Annotated in this window: 17 protein-coding genes; 7 read left to right on the top strand and 10 right to left on the bottom strand. The window is 70.8% G+C overall.

All coding sequences use genetic code 11. The features are described 5' to 3' along the window. Positions 1-4: 4 nt before the first annotated feature. Complete coding sequence (locus tag PH203_RS02525; protein ID WP_289915537.1) at positions 5-979, bottom strand: carbohydrate kinase family protein; 975 nt, start codon at positions 977-979, stop codon at positions 5-7. Positions 980-1112: 133 nt separating this feature from the next. Here PH203_RS02525 and PH203_RS02520 point away from each other — a divergent pair, with 133 nt between their 5' ends. Further along, complete coding sequence (locus tag PH203_RS02520; protein ID WP_289915535.1) at positions 1113-1322, top strand: hypothetical protein; 210 nt, start codon at positions 1113-1115, stop codon at positions 1320-1322. 175 nt (positions 1323-1497) lie between these two features. Then, positions 1498-3372 (top strand): PT domain-containing protein, encoded by a 1875-nt coding sequence (locus PH203_RS02515; protein WP_289915534.1) that lies wholly within the window; start codon positions 1498-1500, stop codon positions 3370-3372. Positions 3373-3457: 85 nt separating this feature from the next. On the opposite strand, the gene PH203_RS02510 is transcribed toward PH203_RS02515, so the two are convergent. Further along, positions 3458-3814, bottom strand: coding sequence for an iron-sulfur cluster assembly accessory protein (locus PH203_RS02510; RefSeq protein ID WP_007381494.1), 357 nt, complete (start codon positions 3812-3814; stop codon positions 3458-3460). A 267-nt stretch (positions 3815-4081) separates the two neighbouring features. Here PH203_RS02510 and nadA point away from each other — a divergent pair, with 267 nt between their 5' ends. Beyond that, positions 4082-5266, top strand: a complete 1185-nt coding sequence (gene nadA, locus PH203_RS02505) for a quinolinate synthase NadA (RefSeq protein WP_289915525.1) — start codon at positions 4082-4084, stop codon at positions 5264-5266. A gap of 33 nt (positions 5267-5299) precedes the next feature. Here nadA and PH203_RS02500 read toward each other — a convergent pair whose 3' ends face one another. The 6 genes from PH203_RS02500 to PH203_RS02475 all read right to left on the bottom strand — a co-directional run bounded on the left by PH203_RS02500 (position 5300) and on the right by PH203_RS02475 (position 14218). After that, positions 5300-7558 carry a serine/threonine-protein kinase gene (locus tag PH203_RS02500; protein WP_289915524.1) on the bottom strand — a complete coding sequence of 753 codons (2259 nt, stop codon included), beginning with the start codon at positions 7556-7558 and terminating at the stop codon, positions 5300-5302. A 112-nt stretch (positions 7559-7670) separates the two neighbouring features. Continuing rightward, complete coding sequence (locus tag PH203_RS02495) at positions 7671-10778, bottom strand: efflux RND transporter permease subunit (RefSeq protein ID WP_289915522.1); 3108 nt, start codon at positions 10776-10778, stop codon at positions 7671-7673. 135 nt (positions 10779-10913) lie between these two features. Continuing rightward, a complete protein-coding gene (locus PH203_RS02490; protein WP_289915519.1) occupies positions 10914-11597 on the bottom strand; it encodes a response regulator transcription factor in 684 nt (227 codons plus the stop codon). 107 nt (positions 11598-11704) lie between these two features. Then, positions 11705-12925 carry a sensor histidine kinase gene (locus PH203_RS02485; protein WP_289915516.1) on the bottom strand — a complete coding sequence of 407 codons (1221 nt, stop codon included), beginning with the start codon at positions 12923-12925 and terminating at the stop codon, positions 11705-11707. Between the two features lie 211 nt (positions 12926-13136). After that, entirely contained in the window at positions 13137-13415 is a 279-nt protein-coding gene (locus PH203_RS02480) for a hypothetical protein (RefSeq protein WP_289915514.1), read from the bottom strand. Positions 13416-13438: 23 nt separating this feature from the next. Then, on the bottom strand, positions 13439-14218 hold the full coding sequence (locus PH203_RS02475) for a PspA/IM30 family protein (protein WP_289916604.1): 780 nt from the start codon (positions 14216-14218) through the stop codon (positions 13439-13441). Positions 14219-14444: 226 nt separating this feature from the next. Between PH203_RS02475 and PH203_RS02470 the strand changes: the two genes are divergently transcribed. From PH203_RS02470 to PH203_RS02460, 3 genes are all read left to right on the top strand, one after another. Beyond that, the gene (locus PH203_RS02470; RefSeq protein WP_289915513.1) at positions 14445-15119 is read left to right on the top strand and encodes a DUF3043 domain-containing protein; all 675 of its coding nucleotides are present in this window, start codon (positions 14445-14447) and stop codon (positions 15117-15119) included. 83 nt (positions 15120-15202) lie between these two features. After that, positions 15203-15904 carry a methyltransferase domain-containing protein gene (locus tag PH203_RS02465; RefSeq protein ID WP_289915511.1) on the top strand — a complete coding sequence of 234 codons (702 nt, stop codon included), beginning with the start codon at positions 15203-15205 and terminating at the stop codon, positions 15902-15904. A gap of 82 nt (positions 15905-15986) precedes the next feature. Beyond that, on the top strand, positions 15987-17060 hold the full coding sequence (locus tag PH203_RS02460) for a trypsin-like peptidase domain-containing protein (protein ID WP_289915509.1): 1074 nt from the start codon (positions 15987-15989) through the stop codon (positions 17058-17060). Positions 17061-17117: 57 nt separating this feature from the next. On the opposite strand, the gene PH203_RS02455 is transcribed toward PH203_RS02460, so the two are convergent. Beyond that, the gene (locus tag PH203_RS02455) at positions 17118-17330 is read right to left on the bottom strand and encodes a hypothetical protein (protein ID WP_289915507.1); all 213 of its coding nucleotides are present in this window, start codon (positions 17328-17330) and stop codon (positions 17118-17120) included. 113 nt (positions 17331-17443) lie between these two features. Here PH203_RS02455 and PH203_RS02450 point away from each other — a divergent pair, with 113 nt between their 5' ends. Next, a complete protein-coding gene (locus tag PH203_RS02450; RefSeq protein ID WP_289915505.1) occupies positions 17444-18646 on the top strand; it encodes a bifunctional adenosylcobinamide kinase/adenosylcobinamide-phosphate guanylyltransferase in 1203 nt (400 codons plus the stop codon). Here PH203_RS02450 and PH203_RS02445 read toward each other — a convergent pair. Next, positions 18635-19153, bottom strand: coding sequence for a methyltransferase domain-containing protein (locus PH203_RS02445; protein WP_289915503.1), 519 nt, complete (start codon positions 19151-19153; stop codon positions 18635-18637). The two genes, PH203_RS02450 and PH203_RS02445, sit on opposite strands and share 12 nt — an antisense overlap. Between the last annotated feature and the right edge of the window lie 53 nt (positions 19154-19206).

Below are 19206 nucleotides of genomic sequence, written 5' to 3'. Positions count from 1 at the left end.
GGGCTCAGGCCAGGTGCTTCTGCACCTCGGTCGCGGCCTCATGCCCGTACGCCTTGGTGAAGCGCTCCATGAAGTGGCCGCGGCGCAGCTGGTACTCCTGGGTGCCGACCGTCTCGATGACGAGGGTCGCCAGCATGCAGCCGACCTGGGCGGCGCGCTCCAGGGAGACGCCCCAGGCCAGTCCCGACAGGAACCCGGCGCGGAAGGCGTCGCCGACGCCCGTGGGGTCGGCCTTGCGGTCCTCCTCCGGGCAGCCGACGACGATCGGCTCCTCGCCGGCCCGCTCGATCCGCACACCCTGCGAGCCGAGCGTGGTGACCCGGTGGCCGACCTTGGAGAGGATCTCCTCGTCCGTCCAGCCGGTCTTGGACTCGATGAGCCCCTTCTCGTACTCGTTGGAGAAGAGGTAGGTCGCCCCCTCCAGCAGTATCCGGATCTCGTCGCCGTTCATCCGGGCGATCTGCTGGGAGAAGTCGGCGGCGAAGGGGATCGAACGCGACCGGCACTCCTCCGTGTGGCGGAGCATCGCCTCGGGGTCGTCGGCGCCGATGAGGACCAGGTCGAGGCCGTCCACGCGGTCGGCGACCGTCTTGAGCTCGATGAGGCGGGCCTCGCTCATCGCACCGGTGTAGAAGGAGCCGATCTGGTTGTGGTCGGCGTCCGTGGTGCAGACGAATCGGGCCGTGTGCAGCGTCTCGGAGATACGGACGGAGGCGGTGTCGACGCCGTGCCGGTCCAGCCACGCCCGGTACTCGTCGAAGTCGAAGCCCGCGGCACCGACCAGGATCGGCGAGGTGCCGAGCTGGCCCATGCCGAAGGCGATGTTCGCGCCGACGCCGCCCCGGCGGACGTCGAGATTGTCGACCAGGAAGGAGAGCGAGACCGTGTGCAACTGGTCCGCGACGAGCTGGTCGGCGAAGCGGCCGGGGAAGGTCATGAGGTGGTCGGTGGCGATGGAGCCGGTGACTGCGATGCGCACGGCGTGGACTCTCCTGTGGGGAGAAACTGGGTTGACAGTTCACGCTACCCGGTCGGCAGGGCGCTCTGAAGCCGCCGAAACTACCCGATAGTAGATCTTTCTTCGCGGGCTCCGACGTGCATACGGTGCCGGTATGACGAACCTCAAGGTCCATGCCCCCGCGTCGGCCGACCTCGACGGCGACCTCGTGTCGCTGCGCGGGGACTGCGCCCGGATGGCCCCGCACTGGGCGGCTCCCGACCGTGTCACTGCCCTTCCGGTCTCGCCCTCACTCATCCACGGGGTGACGGTTCCGACCTCGTCCGCCCGGCTGCTGGACGAGATGTCGGACTACGGCGACTGAGACCGGCGCCTGAGGGCGACCGGAACAAGCGCTCTTCGGGGAACCGTGCGCTCCCCCGCTGCGTCCCATCGCTGTCCCCCGTAAAGGGGATGTGGGATACGACCCACCAGCCGGCCTTTTTGACAGGGTCGGGTCAGGGTCTTAGGGACAGATGCGCGGCCGAAGGAGCGATGCGGTGAACACCGAGCGACCCGAGAACGACGACGACGCCGAGGTCGGCAAGGCCACGGGCGCCGATGAGGGTGCCGGGGACGCCGAGGAGCGGGACGGCACAGCGGCGGAGGCCGAGGCCGCCGAAGAGACCGGGGCGACCGAGACCGGGGCCACCGAGACAGCGACGACCGAGACCGAGGCGGCCGGAGAGGCCGCGGAGAGTGAAGCGGCCGAAGAGGCCGAGGTCGCGGCGGCCGAGAGCGCCGAAGCCCCTGCTCGTGCCCGTGCCGTCGAGGAAGTCCGAGAAGAAGCCGAGGCCGGTCCCGAGGAGGGCGGCGGCGATCCTCATGAGCCCCTCGTCGCCGCCTCCGTGGCGGAGAGCGCCGACGGCGGGCGCCGGGTCCGGCGCCGCTCCCCCGCGCTCATCGCCTCCGTCGCCGCCGCCGTACTGCTCGTCGGGGGCGGTGGGGCGTACTTCGCCACGTCGGCATCCGGCGGCTCGGGCGGGGAGACGACGTCTGGGGCGAACGGTGACGACACTCCCCCGCTGCTCCACCTCGACGGGTACACCGGGAACGGCGGCGGAACGGTCGGGATCGCGCCCGGGGAGCCCGATCCGAACGGCGTCACCTATCAGGCCGACGGCACGCTGCCGGACGGGCCCGGCGAGGCGCCGGTGTACCGGGCGACGGGCGAGGTCACCGAGGACGAGGTGGCCCGGCTGGCGAAGGCGCTCGGGATCGACGGGACGCCCGTGCTGGAGGGGAAGGCCTGGAAGGTCGGCGGGCAGGAGGCGGCCGGGCCGAGTCTGCAGGTGAACCAGTTGGCCCCCGGGGCCTGGACCTTCCACCGGTACGCGCCGGGGACCGACAACTGCCAGAGCGAGACCGTGTGTGCGAGCGACCCGGTCGCTCCGGCCGGCGACCCGGTGAGCGAGAAGGCCGCGACGGAGGCGGCGGCGCCGGTGCTGAAGGCGGTCGGTCAGGACGACGCGAAGATCGACGCGAGCCAGGTCATGGGTGCCCAGCGGGTCGTCAACGCCGATCCGGTGGTCGGCGGGCTGCCGACGCACGGGTGGACGACGGGGGTCACCGTCAGCGCCCAGGGTGAAGTGGTCGGTGGCAGCGGTCAGTTGAAGGCGCCAGTGAAGAGCGACACCTATCCCGTGGTGGACGCGGAGCAGGCGCTGGCGCTGTTGAACGCGAAGCCGGCGGCCGATCACCGCATGGGGATCGGGGGGTGCGCCAGTCCCGTACCGCTGAAGGACCGGCTGGAGGCGCCGTGCGGGTCCTCCGGGGCTGCCTCGCCCTCGGCCGGGGCGCCCGCGCGGGACACGATCACCGTCGAGAAGGCCGTGTTCGGGCTGGCCTCGCACTATGTGGACGCGCGGCAGGCGCTGGTGCCGTCCTGGCTGTTCGAGGTCAGGGCGTCCGGGGCGCAGGACGGGTTCACGGTGACGTATCCGGCGATCGACCCGAAGTATCTGGCCCCGGCCACGCAGCCCACGGAGCCGGGCGGGCCGAGTGATGAGCCGACCGGGCAGCCGAGCCCGCGGCCGACCGGTCCCGACCCCGATCAGCCGACCGCGGCGCCTGCCACCCGGGATGTGACGGTGGAGGGTTACACGGCCGAGGGCAGTGAGCTGACCGTGAGCTACACCGGCGGGGTCTGCGCCGACTACAAGGTGTCGGTGGAGCAGGGTGCGGACGAGGTGAAGGTCACCGTGACCGAGACGCCCTGGGAGGGCAAGATCTGCATCATGATCGCGAAGACCTACCACGAGACGCTGCAGCTCGACGAGCCGCTGGGCGACCGTGAGGTCGTGGGCTCGGACGGCAAGCAGGTCCCGCTGCAGAAGGCGGGGGCCCGGCTGCCGGAGACGTCCGGGGCGCGGTAGCACCCGCCCCGGTACGGACGAAGGCGGCGGCCCCGTCGGAGGGGGCCGCCGCCTTCTCGTGGTCCTGCCGTTCAGCCGGTGGGGCTTAGCTGAACGAGTCGCCGCAGGCGCAGGAGCCCGTGGCGTTGGGGTTGTCGATCGTGAAGCCCTGCTTCTCGATGGTGTCGACGAAGTCGATCGACGCGCCGCCCAGGTACGGGGCGCTCATGCGGTCGGTGACGACCTTGACGCCGTCGAAGTCCTTGACGACATCGCCGTCGAGGGAACGCTCGTCGAAGAAGAGCTGGTAACGCAGGCCCGAGCAGCCACCCGGCTGAACGGCGACGCGCAGGGCCAGGTCGTCACGGCCTTCCTGGTCGAGCAGGGCCTTGACCTTCGCCGCGGCGGCGTCGGACAGGATGATGCCGTCGGTGACGGTGCCGGTCTCGTCCGATACGGACATCTACATCTCTCCCGGGTTGTACGGAGACTGCTTGCCGACGGTTGCAACCGTCGGGGCCGCGGATTCATTCCGGGCCGAGCGACTTGTCTTTTCGCCTGTTCTTTCATGCTCGCACACCCGCGACGAAGCGAACAGCGGCCCGAGCGGCGGCGGCCGGTGCGGCACCGGGATTCATGTCACATCGACGCTATGACCATCGTCAAAGTGACGTGAAGCGGGTTATGATAGATAACGTCAAATCGACGAAAAGTAGAAAGGGTGCGTGTCGTGACCACCGCCCAGACCCAGGAGCTCGACGTACAGCCGACTCCTCTTGCCCTGCTGCTCCTCGGCCGTGAGGCCGACCCGAAGAGCGAGCGGGGTGTCGAGTGCCCCGGCGACCTGCCCTCGCCGTCCGACCCGGACCTGGTCGAGCGTGCCCGCGCGGCCAAGGAGAAGCTCGGGGACAAGGTCTTCGTGCTCGGCCACCACTACCAGCGCGACGAGGTCATCCAGTTCGCCGATGTCACGGGCGACTCCTTCAAGCTGGCCCGGGACGCGGCCGCGCGCCCTGAGGCCGAGTACATCGTGTTCTGCGGTGTGCACTTCATGGCCGAGTCGGCGGACATCCTCACCGGCGACGACCAGAAGGTCGTCCTCCCCGACCTCGCCGCCGGATGCTCGATGGCCGACATGGCCACCGCCGAGCAGGTCGCCGAGTGCTGGGACGTGCTGACCGAGGCCGGCATAGCCGAGCAGGTCGTGCCCGTCTCGTACATGAACTCCTCCGCGGACATCAAGGCGTTCACGGGCAAGCACGGCGGCACGATCTGCACCTCGTCCAACGCCGAGCGGGCCCTGAACTGGGCCTTCGAGCACGGCGAGAAGGTCCTGTTCCTGCCCGACCAGCACCTCGGCCGCAACACCGCCGTCCGCGACCTGGGCATGTCCCTGGAGGACTGCGTCGTCTACAACCCGCACAAGCCGAACGGCGGGCTCACCGTCGAGGAGCTGCGGGCCGCGAAGATGATCCTGTGGCGCGGGCACTGCTCGGTGCACGGGCGCTTCAGCCTGGAGTCGGTGCGGGACGTCCGCGAGCGGATCCCGGGCGTCAACGTCCTGGTGCACCCCGAGTGCAAGCACGAGGTCGTGGCCGCGGCGGACTACGTCGGCTCGACCGAGTACATCATCAAGGCCCTGGAGGCCGCCCCGGCCGGTTCCAAGTGGGCCATCGGAACCGAGCTGAACCTCGTGCGGCGGCTCGCCAACCGTTTCGCGCCCGAGGGCAAGGAGATCGTGTTCCTCGACCGCACGGTCTGCTTCTGCTCGACGATGAACCGGATCGACCTGCCGCACCTGGTGTGGACGCTGGAGTCGCTCGCCGAGGGCAACCTGGTCAACCGCATCGAGGTCGACAAGGAGACCGAGGCGTTCGCGAAGCTGGCGCTGGAGCGGATGCTGGCGCTGCCGTAGCCTTCGTACCGCCCTGTTGTCACCGCCCTGTCGTCACCCCGAGGCGGGTTCGTCCTCGGGGGCCGCGGGGTCGAGGCTGAAGACCGTGCCGTCCGGGGTGCTCACGACCAGTGCGCCGCCGTACGGCAGCACCATGGACCTGGTCGAGTCGCCCTCGGCGGTGCGGTCGGCCTGTGCGCCCGACTCCCACAGCAGGGTGCCGTCGTTGGGGTCGAGGGCCGCGACCCGGCCGCTGATGCTGGCCACGTACACGGTCTGGGTCGCGCCGTCGTACGTGGGCTGGCCCGAGCCCTCGACACTGGTCCCGGTCTGCCACAGGAGCTTGCCGGTCAGTGGGGACACGGCGGCCACCTTGCCGTTGGCCTGGGCGATCCACAGGGTGTCGGCGGCCATCCGCACCGAACCGTCGTAGGTCCGGGTCAGCTTCGTCGCGGTGCCCTTGCCGGTGTCCGGGTCGAGCAGCCAGACCGCGCCGAACGTCAGGTCCTGGGGGCGCGCCGGGCCGAGCTCGCCGCCGACGACGAAGACCAGGCGGCCGTCGACGGCGCCGAGCAGGCTGCTCGCGTGCGGGGTGTTCAGCCGCCGGAGCACCGATCCGTCGCGCTTGTCCAGCTCCAGGAGGAGGGCGTCCTCGCTCTCGGCGTCCGGGAAGCAGTGCGCGTACAGCCGGGTGCCGGCCGTCGTGAACTGGCAGTAGTCGTCGGAGGGCAGCTCCGCGGTCCAGCGGTCGGCGCCGGTGCGCACGGAACGGGCCGTCACCAGCTTGCCTGTGACGTCGGGGGTCATGACGAGGTCGCCGGACAGGATCTGGTCGACGCTCACGCTGTTCCTCGGCCGGGACCACCGCTCTTCGCCGCTCTCGGTGTCGAGGGCCACGATGCTGGCCGCCACGCCCTTGGCGCCCTCGAAGACGGAGTGCTGGAGGAGCATCGTGTCGTCCTGCACCCCGAGGAGCTGGAAGATGTCGCGCCGCTGCCGCGCGTCCGCGTCCTCGGCCGAGGACGCGAGAGCGGAACGCCAGACGGTGGCGCCGGTACGGCCGTCCAGGCGGACCGGGAGGATGTTGTTGCCCGCGCAGTAGACCGCGTTCTCGTAGCGCCGGCAGGTCGCTTCGCCCGCGTCCCCACCCTCCTTGACCAGCGCGTTGATCTCGCCCCGCTCCGCCGTCGCGAACGTCGTCGACCGCCAGGGCTGCCAGTCGGCGGGGAGCGCCACCAAGCGGGAGTCCTCGACCGAGGCGGGATCCTCGGCCGGGTCGTCTTCCGGGAAGCCCGGTCCGAACGCCAGGTACCACCCCGTTCCCAGGATCAGCGCACCCACCGCGCAGACCGCCGTCAGCAGCGGGCGGACCCTGCGGCGCGCCGGGCCCCCGCCCCGGGTGCGCTTCGCGGGCGACGCGTGCCCGGTCCCCACGTAGGTCTCCTCGACGGTCCTCAGGCCGGCCGACGTGAGGGTCGCGGTGTCCATGTCCATCGGGTCGGACTCGGGCAGTGCCTCCGCGAACTCCTTGGCCAGGACGTCCAGTTGGGGGCGCTCGGCGGGGTCCTTGACCAGACAGCGCTCCAGGACCGCGCGCAACTTCGGTGGTACGCCGTCCAGCCCGGGCGGTTCGTGGACGACCCGGAAGGCGGTCATGTAGGGGCTGTCGGCGTCGAAGGGGCCGCGTCCGGTGGCCGAGTAGACCAGGAGCGCGGCGAGCGAGAAGACGTCCGAGGCGGGTCCGACCGTGCGGGCGTCGGTGAACTGTTCCGGTGACATGAAGGGCGGGGTGCCGATCATCTGGCCGGTCTCGGTGAGGGTCTGGTGGTTCTCGGCGGCGCGGGATATGCCGAAGTCGATGACGCGGGGGCCGTCCTCGGCCATCAGGACGTTGGCGGGCTTGAGGTCGCGGTGGACGACTCCGGCGCGGTGGATGTCCTGCAGCGCCTCCACCAACCCCAGGGCCAGGCGCCGCAGTTGGGTGCCTCTGAGGGCGCCGTGGTCGCGGATGCGTTCGGCGAGGGAGCTGCCGGGGACGTACTGGGTCGCCATCCAGGGGCGTACCGCCTCCGGGTCGGCGTCCACCACGGGTGCGGTGAAGGCGCCGCTGACCTTGCGGACGGACTCGATCTCCTGGCGGAAGCGGGCGCGGAAGACCCTGTCCTCCGCGTACTGGGCGTGCACCACCTTGACGGCCACGTCACGGCCCGAGCGCGATCTGCCCCAGTAGACGACGCCCATGCCTCCGGAGCCGAGCCGGTCGACCAGCTTGTACCCGCCGACCGTTTTCGGGTCGTCCTTGTGCAGTGGCACGACCGGGATCCCCTTCACCGTAAAGCAGTTCGAGCCACAAGATACATAACGCGGAAACGCCGACGGCCGGGTTCCGGAGTGTCGCAGATCCAGAACCCGGCCGTCGCCGTCGTCACACGCCGGCGGGTTCCGGCTGGGCCGGTACCTCCGCCTTCTTCTCCCGCTTCAGGGCCCGCTTCTTCGCGCGGCGCTCCTTGCGGAGCTCCAGCATCGTGTAGAGCGTCGGGACCAGGAGCAGGGTCAGCAGGGTCGAGGTGATCAGGCCGCCGATCACGACCACCGCGAGCGGCTGGGCGATGAAGCCGCCCTCGCCGGTGACCCCGAGGGCCATCGGGAGCAGGGCGAAGATCGTCGCCAGGGCCGTCATCAGGATCGGGCGGAGCCGGTGGCGGCCGCCCTCGATGACCGCGTCGACCGTCGAACAGCCCTGCTTGCGGTACTGGTTGATCAGGTCGATCAGCACGATCGCGTTGGTCACCACGATGCCGATGAGCATCAGCATGCCGATCATCGCGGGGACGCCCATCGGGGTGTCCGTGATGATCAGCAGGCCGATCGCGCCCGTCGCCGCGAAGGGGATCGAGACGAGCAGGATCAGCGGCTGGACCAGCGAACGGAAGGTCGCGACCAGGAGCATGAAGACGATCGCGATCGCCGCGAGCATCGCCAGGCCCAGGTTCTTGAACGCGCTGTCCTGGTCCGAGGTGACTCCGCCGATCGAGGCCGTGGCGCCCTCCGGGAGCTTCAGGGCGTCGAGCTCGGACGTGAGGTCCGCGCTCACCGCGCCCGTGTTGTCGCCGGTCGGCTTGGCGGTGATGGTGGCGGCGCGCTGGCCGTCGATCCGGGTCATCGAGACCGGGCCGTCCACCAGCTTCACGGTGGCGACGTCACCCAACTTCACCGGGCCGAGCGGCAGTTCCTGCAGCTCCTTCAGCGTCTGGGCCGGCCTCGCCGACCTGATGACGACATCGCGCTCGGTGTCGTCGAGGATCGCCTTGGCCGCCATGGTGCCCTTGACCGCCTGGGTGACGGCGGCGCCGAGGGTCTGGTCGTCGAAACCGGCCGCGGCGGCCTTGGAGTTGGCCTTCACCGAGATGCGCGGCACGCTCTGCGCCAGGTCGCTGGTCACGTCCGTCACGTCGTCCAGGCCGGCGACCGTCTTGCGGACCTCCTCCGACGCCTCGCGCAGGACGTCCGCGTCGGCCGCCTTCACGACCACGCTGAGGTCCTGGCTGCCGAAGCCGTCACCGGCCGCGATGGTCGTCGTACCGATGCCGTCGAGCTTCTTCAGTCCGGCCTCGATGCGGTCCTGTACGTCGTCCGAGGCCGCCGAGTCCTCCAGCATCACGGAGTAGGAGGCCTGGTTGGTGTCGGTGCCGCCGCCGAAGGCCGCCATGAACCCGGAGGAGCCGATGGTGACCTGGTAGTCCTTGACGCCCTTGGTGCCGGCGAGGAGCTTCTCGACCTTCTTCGCCTGCTCGTCGGTGGCCGCGAGGCTGGTGCCGGGCTTCAACTCCTGCTTGACGGTGAGGACTTCCTGCTCGCCCTGGTCGAAGAAGTTGGTCTTGAGCAGACCGGACATGCCGAACGTGCCGACGAGGATGACGACCGCGATCAGCACGCTGGTCAGCCGGCGCCGGGTCGCGAACCGCAGGACGGGGACGTACAGGCGCTGGAGCCTGCTCTTCGCCTCCTTCTCCTCCGCGAGGCGGCGGGCTTCCTCGGCGTCCTCGGGGGTGCCCTTCGGGGCGCGCAGGAACCAGTACGACAGGACCGGGACGACCGTCAGGGAGACGAGGAGCGAGGCCAGCAGGGCGGCCGTGACCGTGAGGCTGAAGGAGCCGAACAGCTCGCCCACCATGCCGCCGACCAGGCCGATCGGCAGGAAGACGGCGACCGTGGTGAGGGTCGAGGAGGTGACCGCTCCGGCGACCTCGCGGACCGCCTTGAGGATGGCCTCCTGGCGCTCCTCGCCGTAGCCGAGGTGGCGCTTGATGTTCTCCAGGACCACGATCGAGTCGTCGACGACCCGGCCGATGGCGATGGTGAGCGCGCCCAGCGTCAGCATGTTGAGGGAGAGGTCGCGGGTCCACAGCACGATCAGCGCGAGGACCACGGACAGCGGGATCGACACCGCCGTGACGAGGGTGGAGCGGACCGACGCCAGGAAGACCAGGATCACCAGGACCGCGAAGAGCAGACCGAGCGCGCCCTCGGTGGTCAGGCCCTCGATGGCCTTGGCGACCGCCGGGCCCTGGTCGCTGACGACCGTGACGGTCGCGTCGGAGCCCAGGTCCTTCTGCATGTCGGCGAGCTTGTCCTCGACCGCGTTCGAGATGGAGACCGCGCTGCCGTCCTGGTCCATCGTCACCATCACGGCGAGGCTGGGCCTGCCGTCGGTGCGGGTGATGGAGTCGGCCGGGGCCTGCTCCTGCCTGACCGTGGCCACGTCGGCGAGGCGTACGGGCTTGCGTCCGGGTTCGCCGGTGACCATCAGGTCCTGGATCTGCCCGACCGAGGTGAAGCCGCCGCCGACCTGGACGGTGCGGTTGGCGCCGGCCTCGTCGAAGGAACCGGCGGGGACGGTCGCGCCGCCCGCCTGGAGGGCCTGCGCGAGGGCGGCCGAGGTCAGGCCCGCCTTCGCGAGCTTCGCGTCGTCCGGGGTGACGGTGACCTGGAGGTCACGGACGCCGTCGACGGTGACCTGGCCGACGCCGTCGATGGACTCCAGGTCCGGGACGATCGTCTTGTCGAGCTGGTCGGCGAGGGCCTGCTGGTCCTTGTCGGAGGTGACGGCGAGCACGACGGTCGGCATGTCGTCGGTGGAACCGGCGACGACCTGCGGGTCGACGTCGTCCGGGAGCTGGGCGCGGGCCCGGTTGACGGCCTGCTGGACGTCGGCGACGAGCTGCTTGGTGTCGGGGCCGTAGTCGAAGGACGCCATGATCAGGGCGTTGCCCTCACTGGCCGTGGAGGTGACGCCCTCGATGCCGTCGACGGCTTCGAGGCTGTTCTCGATGGGCTCGACGACCTGCTTCTCGACGACGTCCGGGGAGGCGCCCTGGTAGGGGGCGAGCACGGACACCATCGGCAGTTCGATGGAGGGCAGCAGCTGCTGCTTGAGCTGGGGAATCGCGATCGCTCCGAAGGCGAGCGCGATGATCGACATCAGGCCTATGAGGGCACGTTGCGCGAGGCTGAATCTCGACAGCCAGGACATGGGTCAGGGATCTCAATTCTGTGAGCGGCAGAAGCGGCCCCTACACCCTGTGTCCTGTGGGGCGGGTGTTTCGTAGCCCCCAGGTCCAATTCCTCATCCGGCGCATACTCCGGCCGCAGTACGCCCGGGTGGAGTTCAGTCCACCCTTGGACGTACCAGCCCCGACTCGTACGCGATCACCACGAGCTGTGCCCGGTCCCGGGCGCCCAGCTTGGCCATGGCCCGGTTGACGTGCGTCTTCACGGTGAGCGGGCTGACTTCGAGCCGTTCGGCGATCTCGTCGTTGGAGTGCCCGCCGGCGACCTGGACGAGGACCTCGCGCTCCCGGACGGTGAGGGCGTCGAGGCGGGCGGTGCGGGCCGGGTCGGCGGCCTCCTCCGCCCCGTCGCCCTGGGCGAGGAAGCGGGCGATCAGGCCCTTGGTGGCGGCCGGGGAGAGCAGCGCCTCGCCGCCCGCCGCGATCCGGATGGCGCTGAGCAGCTCGTCGGGTTCGCTGCCCTTGCCGAGGAACCCCGAGGCGCCGGCGCGCAGCGACTGCACGACGTAGTCGTCGACCTCGAAGGTCGTCAGGATGACCACCCGGACATGGGCCAGCGACGGGTCCTCGCTGATCATCCGGGTCGCGGCGAGACCGTCGGTGCCGGGCATCCGGATGTCCATCAGCACGACGTCGGCGCGCTCCTGCCGGGCCAGCCGCACCGCCTCCGCGCCGTCGGACGCCTCGCCCACGACCTCCATGTCGGGCTCGGAGTCGACGAGCACCCGGAAGGCACTGCGGAGCAGGGCCTGGTCGTCGGCGAGCAGGACGCGGATGGTCATACGGGGTCCTCTGCGGCAGGGGGTTCGCTGCTACGGCTTGGTGTCACGACAACTGCCGCGGGGTGCGCGGGAGTTCCACGGCCTCGTCATACGGGGGTCATCGGGGGTCATACGGCGTCGTCGGCGGCGCGGCTGCGGGTCTTGACCGGCAGGATCGCATGGACGCGGAACCCGCCGCCGTAGCGGGGACCGGTGGTGAGAGTGCCGCGCAGGGCGGTGACGCGTTCCCGCATGCCGAGGAGGCCGTGGCCGCCGCCGTTCTCGGGGTCGTCATCCTTCCCCGCGCCGTTGTCGAGGACGGTGATCTCGATGTTCGGACCCACCCGGACGACGCTGACCTCGGCTTTCGCCTCCGTACCGGCGTGCTTCTGAACGTTGGTGAGGCCTTCCTGGATGACGCGGTAGGCGGCCAGGTCGACGGCGGCGGGGAGTTCGGTGCCGGCGTCGGCGCGGGCAACCTCGACATGGAGTCCGGCGCTGCGGAAGGTGCCGACGAGTTCGTCGAGGCGGTTCAGGCCCGGGGCGGGCTCGGTCGGTGCCTCGGGGTCGCCGGACTGTCTGAGCAGACCGACGGTGGCGCGGAGTTCGTTGAGCGCGGAGCGGCTGGCCTCACGTACGTGGGACAGGGCCTCCTTGGCCTGGTCGGGCCGCTTGTCCATGACATGCGCGGCCACTCCCGCCTGGACGTTGACCAGGGCGATGTGGTGGGCGACCACGTCGTGCAGATCACGGGCGATCCGCAGCCGCTCCTCGGCGACCCGGCGGCGGGCCTCCTCCTCGCGGGTGCGTTCGGCTTTCTCGGCGCGGTCCTGGATGGCCTGCACGAAGGCCCGGCGGCTGCGGACCGCGTCGCCCGCGGTGGCGCCGATGCCGGTCCAGGCGAAGATGCCGAGGTTCTCCTGGGCGTACCAGGGCAGGGGGCCGCCGAGCATGGCGGCGGCGGTGAGGACGGTCATCGTCAGCAGGCCGACGCGCCAGGTGGTGGGGCGGTCGGTGGTGGAGGCGACGGTGTAGAGGGCGATCACCGCGGCCATGGCGACGGGGGCGCGGGGGTCCCCGGTGACGCACTCGACGATCGAGAAGGAGCCAGTGAGGGCGAGCACCGTCATCGGGGCGCGGCGTCGGAAGACCAGAGCGGCGGCGCTGAGTCCGATGAGGACCAGGCTGAGCGGGGCCGGCGTACGGAAGCCCCAGGTGACGCCGTCCGGTCCCCGCGGGTCCACGAACGAGCCGGCCACCATGCAGCCGAGGACGCCGGCCGCGAGCAGGGCGTCCAGCGCCATGGGGTGCGCCTTCAGCTGGTGCCGGACGCGGTCGAGGGTGCTCACGTCTGCCAACGGTACGGGTGCCCTGCGGGGCTTGGAACGGGGGTCACCTGTAGGTTTCCTGTGCGGTTGCCCGGCGCTTCCGGTGCCCCCTGCTGGGGGCTGCCGCCCCCAGACCCCCGCTGTCGGCCCTTAAGGGGCCTCGTCCTCAAACGCCGGACGGGCTGAGTTCCTGGGCCTGCGTCAAGAAGTGACCGCCGACGGGCTTAGTCACTCAGCCCGGGATCAAGCCGTCGTCGCTCAGCATGTCCCGGACCTGTTCCAGCGTTGCGTCCGGGGCCGGGAGGATCAGGTCCGAGGGTTCGAGGGCGTCGTCCGGCAGTGGGTCGCCCAGTTCTCGGACCTTGGCCAGGAGGGCGTCGAAGGTGCGGCGGAAGCCTGGGCCGTCGCCGTTCTCCATCTCGGCCAACAGCTCGTCGTCCAGCTTGTCCAGCTCGGTGAGGTGGCTGTCGGCCAGCCTCACCTGCCCCTCCCCCATGATCCTGACGATCATGTCGCCCTCCTAAGGCGTGGGCCCTACTGCTTGTCGAAGCGCGGGGTGTCCTGCGGCTGCTGCTGGGACTGCGACTGTGCGCCCGAACCGCCCTCGATGGCCTGCTGGCCACCGGACGGCCCACCCGCCAGCTCCGCCTTCATGCGCTGCAGTTCCAGCTCTACATCCGTACCACCCGAGAGGCGATCCAGCTCGGCCTGGATGTCGTCCTTGTGCATGCCGGACTGGTCGTCGAGGGCCCCGGAGGCGAGGAGCTCGTCGATCGCGCCCGCCCTCGCCTGGAGCTGCGCCGTCTTGTCCTCGGCACGCTGGATGGCCATGCCGACGTCGCCCATCTCCTCGGAGATGCCGGAGAAGGCCTCGCCGATCCGGGTCTGGGCCTGGGCCGCGGTGTAGGTGGCCTTGATGGTCTCCTTCTTGGTGCGGAAGGCGTCGACCTTCGCCTGCAGGCGCTGGGCCGCCAGGGTGAGCTTCTCCTCCTCGCCCTGGAGCGTCGCGTGCTGCGTCTCGAGGTCCGTCACCTGCTGCTGGAGGGCGGCGCGGCGGGAGAGCGCCTCGCGGGCCAGGTCCTCACGGCCCAGCGCGAGCGCCTTGCGGCCCTGGTCCTCCAGCTTGGACGACTGGTTCTGGAGTTGGTTGAGCTGGAGTTCCAGGCGCTTGCGGGACGTGGCCACATCGGCCACGCCGCGGCGCACCTTCTGGAGCAGCTCCAGCTGCTTCTGGTACGAGTAATCGAGGGTCTCGCGCGGGTCCTCGGCCCGGTCAAGGGCCTTGTTCGCCTTCGCGCGGAAGATCATCCCCATACGCTTCATGACACCGCTCATGGGCTTCGCGCGCCCCCTTCTGACCGAGTCCAGCTCCAGCTCTGCGACAGAACCCACAGTACGGGCCCTGCATCCATTGACGCACTGTTCCGGGGCGGATGCGCTCCTCCCCAAGGACGACTGGCCAAGGCCTTGCTCCGGCGTAGGGAGTAGGTGACCTTCAGGGTGAGCAGTAGGTCACCGGCCGTCCCCTTACGTCCCCTACATGACGACTGGCGTTGCCGGATCGTTCCCCACCGGGCTGGGGTCCAACCCCGGGCACCCCTTACCCTTGGGTTTTGTGTTCCGTAGCCGTGCCACCAAGGACGAGAAGGCCCCCGCCGACAAGGCGCCGGTGACCGACTCCATGCAGACCCGCCACCCCGAGGCCAAGAAGGGCCGCCCCACTCCCAAGCGGAGCGAGGCCCAGTCGCAGCGCCGCAGCGTGGCCAATACGTCGATGACGCGCAAGGAAGCCGCCAAGCGGCAGCGCGACGAGCGCCGCGCCGCGCTGGAGAAGCAGCGCCAGGCGCTGGCCGGCGGCGACGAGCGGTATCTGCCCGCCCGTGACAAGGGCCCGGTCCGCAAGTTCGCGCGCGACTTCATCGACTCGCGGTTCAACGTGGCGGAGTTCTTCCTGCCGATGGCCGTGATCATCCTCGTGCTGAGCATGGTGCGGGTGGCCTCGCTGCAGAACATCGCGCTGCTGCTGTGGCTCGTCGTGATCGTCATGATCGTGCTGGACTCGGTCCTCACGGGCTTCCGCCTGCGCAAGCGGCTGGGCGAGCGCTTCCCCGACCAGTCCCGCAAGGGCGCGGTCGCCTACGCCCTCATGCGCTCCCTCCAGATGCGTCGGCTCCGGCTGCCCAAGCCGCAGGTCAAGCGCGGAGAGCGGCCCTGAGCACTACGCCGTTCACCGGGGGCGCGGCGGATGCCTGGCTGAGCAAGCTGGGCGGGCTGCGGGATGTCGTACGACAGGAGCTGGTGGCCCGCCAGCTGGACGAACAGATAGCCGGGCGCTTTCCGGTCGGGCAGCGGTTGCGTGTGCTCGACGTCGGGATGGGACAGGGCACCCAGGCGCTGCGCCTGGCCCGGGCCGGTCACCAGGTGACCGGGGTCGAGCAGGACGCGGCGATGATCTCCGCCGCGCGCGAGGCCCTCGCCGCGGAACCCGAGGGCATCCGGGAACGGGTGCGGCTCGTCCAGAGCGACGGCCGCGACACCGGCGTGCACTTCCTGCCGGGCAGCTTCGATGTCGTGCTCTGCCATGGCGTGCTCATGTACGTCGAGGAGCCGGACGCCCTGCTGGCCGGGCTGGGGCGGATGCTGGCCCCGGGCGGGCTGGTCTCGCTGCTCGTGCGGAACGGCGACGCGCTGGCCATGCGGCCGGGGCTCGCCGGGGACTGGACCGGTGCGCTCGGCGGCTTCGACACCGTCTCGTACACCAACCGGCTCGGAATGGACGTACGGGCCGACCGGCTGGAGACGCTCACCGCGACGCTGGCCGGGATCGGGGCGCCGCTGCACGCCTGGTACGGGGTGCGGGTGTTCACCGACACCGCCGCGGACGACGCGGAGATCCCTGACGACCTGGAGACGCTGCTGGCCTGCGAGGAGCGGGCCGGGCGGACGGATCCCTATCGGCAGGTCGCGGCGCTGCTGCATCTGTGCGGGGTGCGGGGCTGACGGTACGGGTCCCTGGGCTCGGGTGCCCTCGTTCGGGTGAGCAGCACAAGCCGGACATTCACCCCGTGGAGAGACTCGGGGCATGGACGCTTCCCGCACCCGTGCCCGTGCCCTCCGTCTCGCCGTGCCCGTCGCCGCGCTCGCGTGCTCGCTCGCGCTGCTGTCCGCGTGCTCGGAGGACTCCTCGTCGAAGTCCGGTTCCACCACCGCCCAGGCCGCCGTCCCCATGGCAGCGGGCGACCTCCAGGACGACTACACGAAGGTCATCAAGGAGGTCCTGCCGTCGGTCGTGCAGATCGAGGCCAGCAGTGACCTGGGGTCCGGGGTGGTCTACGACGACAAGGGGCACATCGTCACCAACGCGCATGTCGTCGGTGACGAGAAGACGTTCCAGGTGACGACCGCGAACAGCGAGACCGCGCTCACCGCGAAGCTCGTCTACGCCTACCCCGAGCAGGACCTCGCCGTCATCAAGCTGGACCAGGTGCCGGACGGACTGCGGGCGGCGGCCTTCGCAGACTCCTCCAAGGTCGAGGTCGGGCAGATCGTGCTGGCGATGGGCTCGCCGCTCGGGCTGTCCTCCAGCGTGACCCAGGGCATTGTCTCGGCGACGGGACGGACCGTCACGGAGGGCCCCGCCGGCGGTGGTACGGGGGCCACCATCGCCAACATGGTGCAGACCTCCGCGGCCATCAACCCCGGCAACAGCGGCGGCGCCCTCGTCAACCTCGACGGGCAGGTCATCGGCATCCCGACCCTCGCCGCGACCGACCCCGGCCTGGGCGACAGCGCGGCGCCGGGCATCGGGTTCGCGATCCCGTCGTCCATGGTGAAGACCGTCGCCGACCAGATCATCAAAGACGGCAGGGTGACCGACTCCGGGCGGGCCGCGCTCGGCATCACCGCCCGTACGGTCGTGGACGACAGCTACCGGGCCGCCGGGGTCGCGGTCGTCGAGGTCAAGGACGGCGGGGCCGCGGACAAGGCCGGTATCGAGGCGGGGGACATCATCACCCGGCTCGGGGACACCGACATCACGACGGTCACTTCTCTCTCCGAGGCGCTGGCGGCGGACGCGCCGGGCGACAAGGTGACGGTGACGTACACGCGGGACGGGGCGGAGAAGACGGTGGATGTGACGCTGGGCGAGCAGTAGGGGCAGCGGGGCAGTGAGAAGGGGCGGCCTGTGATCCGGCCGCCCCTTTCCTCGTGCTTACGCCTCTTCGGCGTGCAGGCTCATCGGCCCGTAGATCTTCGTGCCGTCCTCGTACAGGTGCACCTGATCCGCGCCGCCTTCCGCGAGGTCCTTCCAGACCTCCCCGATCCAGGACTCGGCGTCCCCCTGCGTGGTGAACTCCTCAGGCGCGACCGCGGGCTGGACCTCCGTCCCGTCGGCCTTCTCGAATACCCACGTCCATGCCGCCATGTACGCCTCCCTGGTGTGAACACCTGCAAAGCAGAAGCCGGATCTTGATCCGGCTCCTGCCATGAGCCTATCCGGACGCGCAGCACCTGCACCGACAAGCGAAAATCAGGTCCGTGGAACTCACTCTCCTCGGCACCGGCGCTCCCCGCGGACTCCCCCGGCCCGACTGCCCCTGTGCCGCCTGCGCGGTGGCGCTCGGGGCCGATGCGCGGGCGGCCACCGCGCTGCTCGTCGACGGGGCCCTGCTGCTCGACCTGACGCCCGGCGCGGCGTTCGCGGCGGCCCGGGCCGGTCATTCGCTGGGGCAGGTGCGTCAGGTGCTGCTGTCGCATCCGCACGACGGGCCTGCCGTGGAGGTGCCGGCCGGGCTGCCGCAGCCGGGACGGGTGCCGGACGGGCGCGAGCTGGCGCTGCTGACGGGACATCGGGTGCGGGCGGTGGCGATGGACGCGCCGGGGACCGGGTACGCGGTGACCGGGCCGGACGGGCAGCGGCTGCTGTATCTGCCGCCCGGGGGCGCTCCGGCGGGGCTGGAGGAGAACCCCAAGGACATGTACGACATGGTCCTCGCCGATGTCGTGGGGCGGCCGGACGCGCTCGCCAGGCTGCGGGCGGTCGGGGCGGTGGGGCCGACCACCGATGTCATCGCCGTGCATCTGGACCACGACGTGCCGCCGGGCACCGAGTTGCGGCGGCGGCTCGCGGCGGCGGGGGCGCGGGCCGTGCCCGACGGTACGACGCTGGCCGTCGGCGCCTACGAGGACGTACCGGATGTGCCGCGGCGGACGCTGGTGCTGGGCGGGGCGCGGTCCGGGAAGTCGGTGGAGGCGGAGCGGCGCCTCGAGGCGTTTCCCGAGGTGCTGTACGTGGCCACCGGCGGCACGCGGAACGGGGACGGGGAGTGGGCCGCCCGGGTCGCCGCGCACCGGGAGCGACGGCCCGGGTCCTGGCGTACGACCGAGACCTGCGACCTCGTGCCGCTGCTCGCCGAGGACGGGCCGCCGTTGCTCATCGACTGTCTGTCGCTGTGGCTGACGGACGCGATGGACGCCGTCGGGGCGTGGGACGACGCGGAGTGGGCCGACGGGGGTGAGCGGGCGCTGCGGGAGCGGGTGCGGGAGTTGACGGAGGCGGTGCGGGCGACCCGGCGGACCGTGGTCGCCGTGTCCAACGAGGTGGGGTCGGGGATCGTGCCGACGACCGCTTCCGGGCGGCGGTACCGGGACGAACTCGGGCGGCTGAACGTGGCGTTCGCGGGTGAGTGCGAGCAGGTGGTGCTGGTGGTGGCGGGGCAGGCGCTCGTCCTACGCGGGTGAGGGGTCCTTGCGGGCGATGACCCGGTGGGGTGTCCAGGGGTGGGGGCGGCGGGTCGGGGCCGGGAGGACCGTGCAGCCCCGGGACTCCAGTTCCGTGCGGAGTCCTTGCGAGGGGGCCTCCGGGCTCTCCAGGAGGAGGTAGCCGCCGGAGCGCAGCACGCCGAGTGCTGCGTGGAGTTCCCCGGCCGGGTCCAGGGGGCGGCGGACGGTGACGACGTCGTAGCGCTCACGCAGGGTCTTCGCGAGCTGTTCGTCCGTCAGGCTGCCGACGTACGCCTCCTCCACCCGGTCGGCCTCCCTCGCCTGCTCCACGCGGGGCGTCGGGTCGATGCCGTCGAAGGAGGTGTACGGGAAGAGTTCCCTGGCCGTCTCCGGGAAGCGGGCGTCGCCGGTTCCCACGTCCAGCCAGCTCTCCGGTTCCGGGAGGAGCCGCAGGATCGCGCGTGCCGTCGAGCGGTGACGGCGTCTGCGGTCGAGGTCGTTGACACGGGTGCGCAGGCGCTTCATGGGGGCTCCCTGAGACGTATGACAATCCGCTGCAAAACGGAACGTATGGGATC

The sequence above is a fragment of the Streptomyces sp. S.PB5 genome (assembly GCF_030403745.1).
Classification (GTDB): Bacteria; Actinomycetota; Actinomycetes; order Streptomycetales; family Streptomycetaceae; genus Streptomyces.
This window is presented reverse-complemented; position numbering and strand designations above follow the sequence as displayed.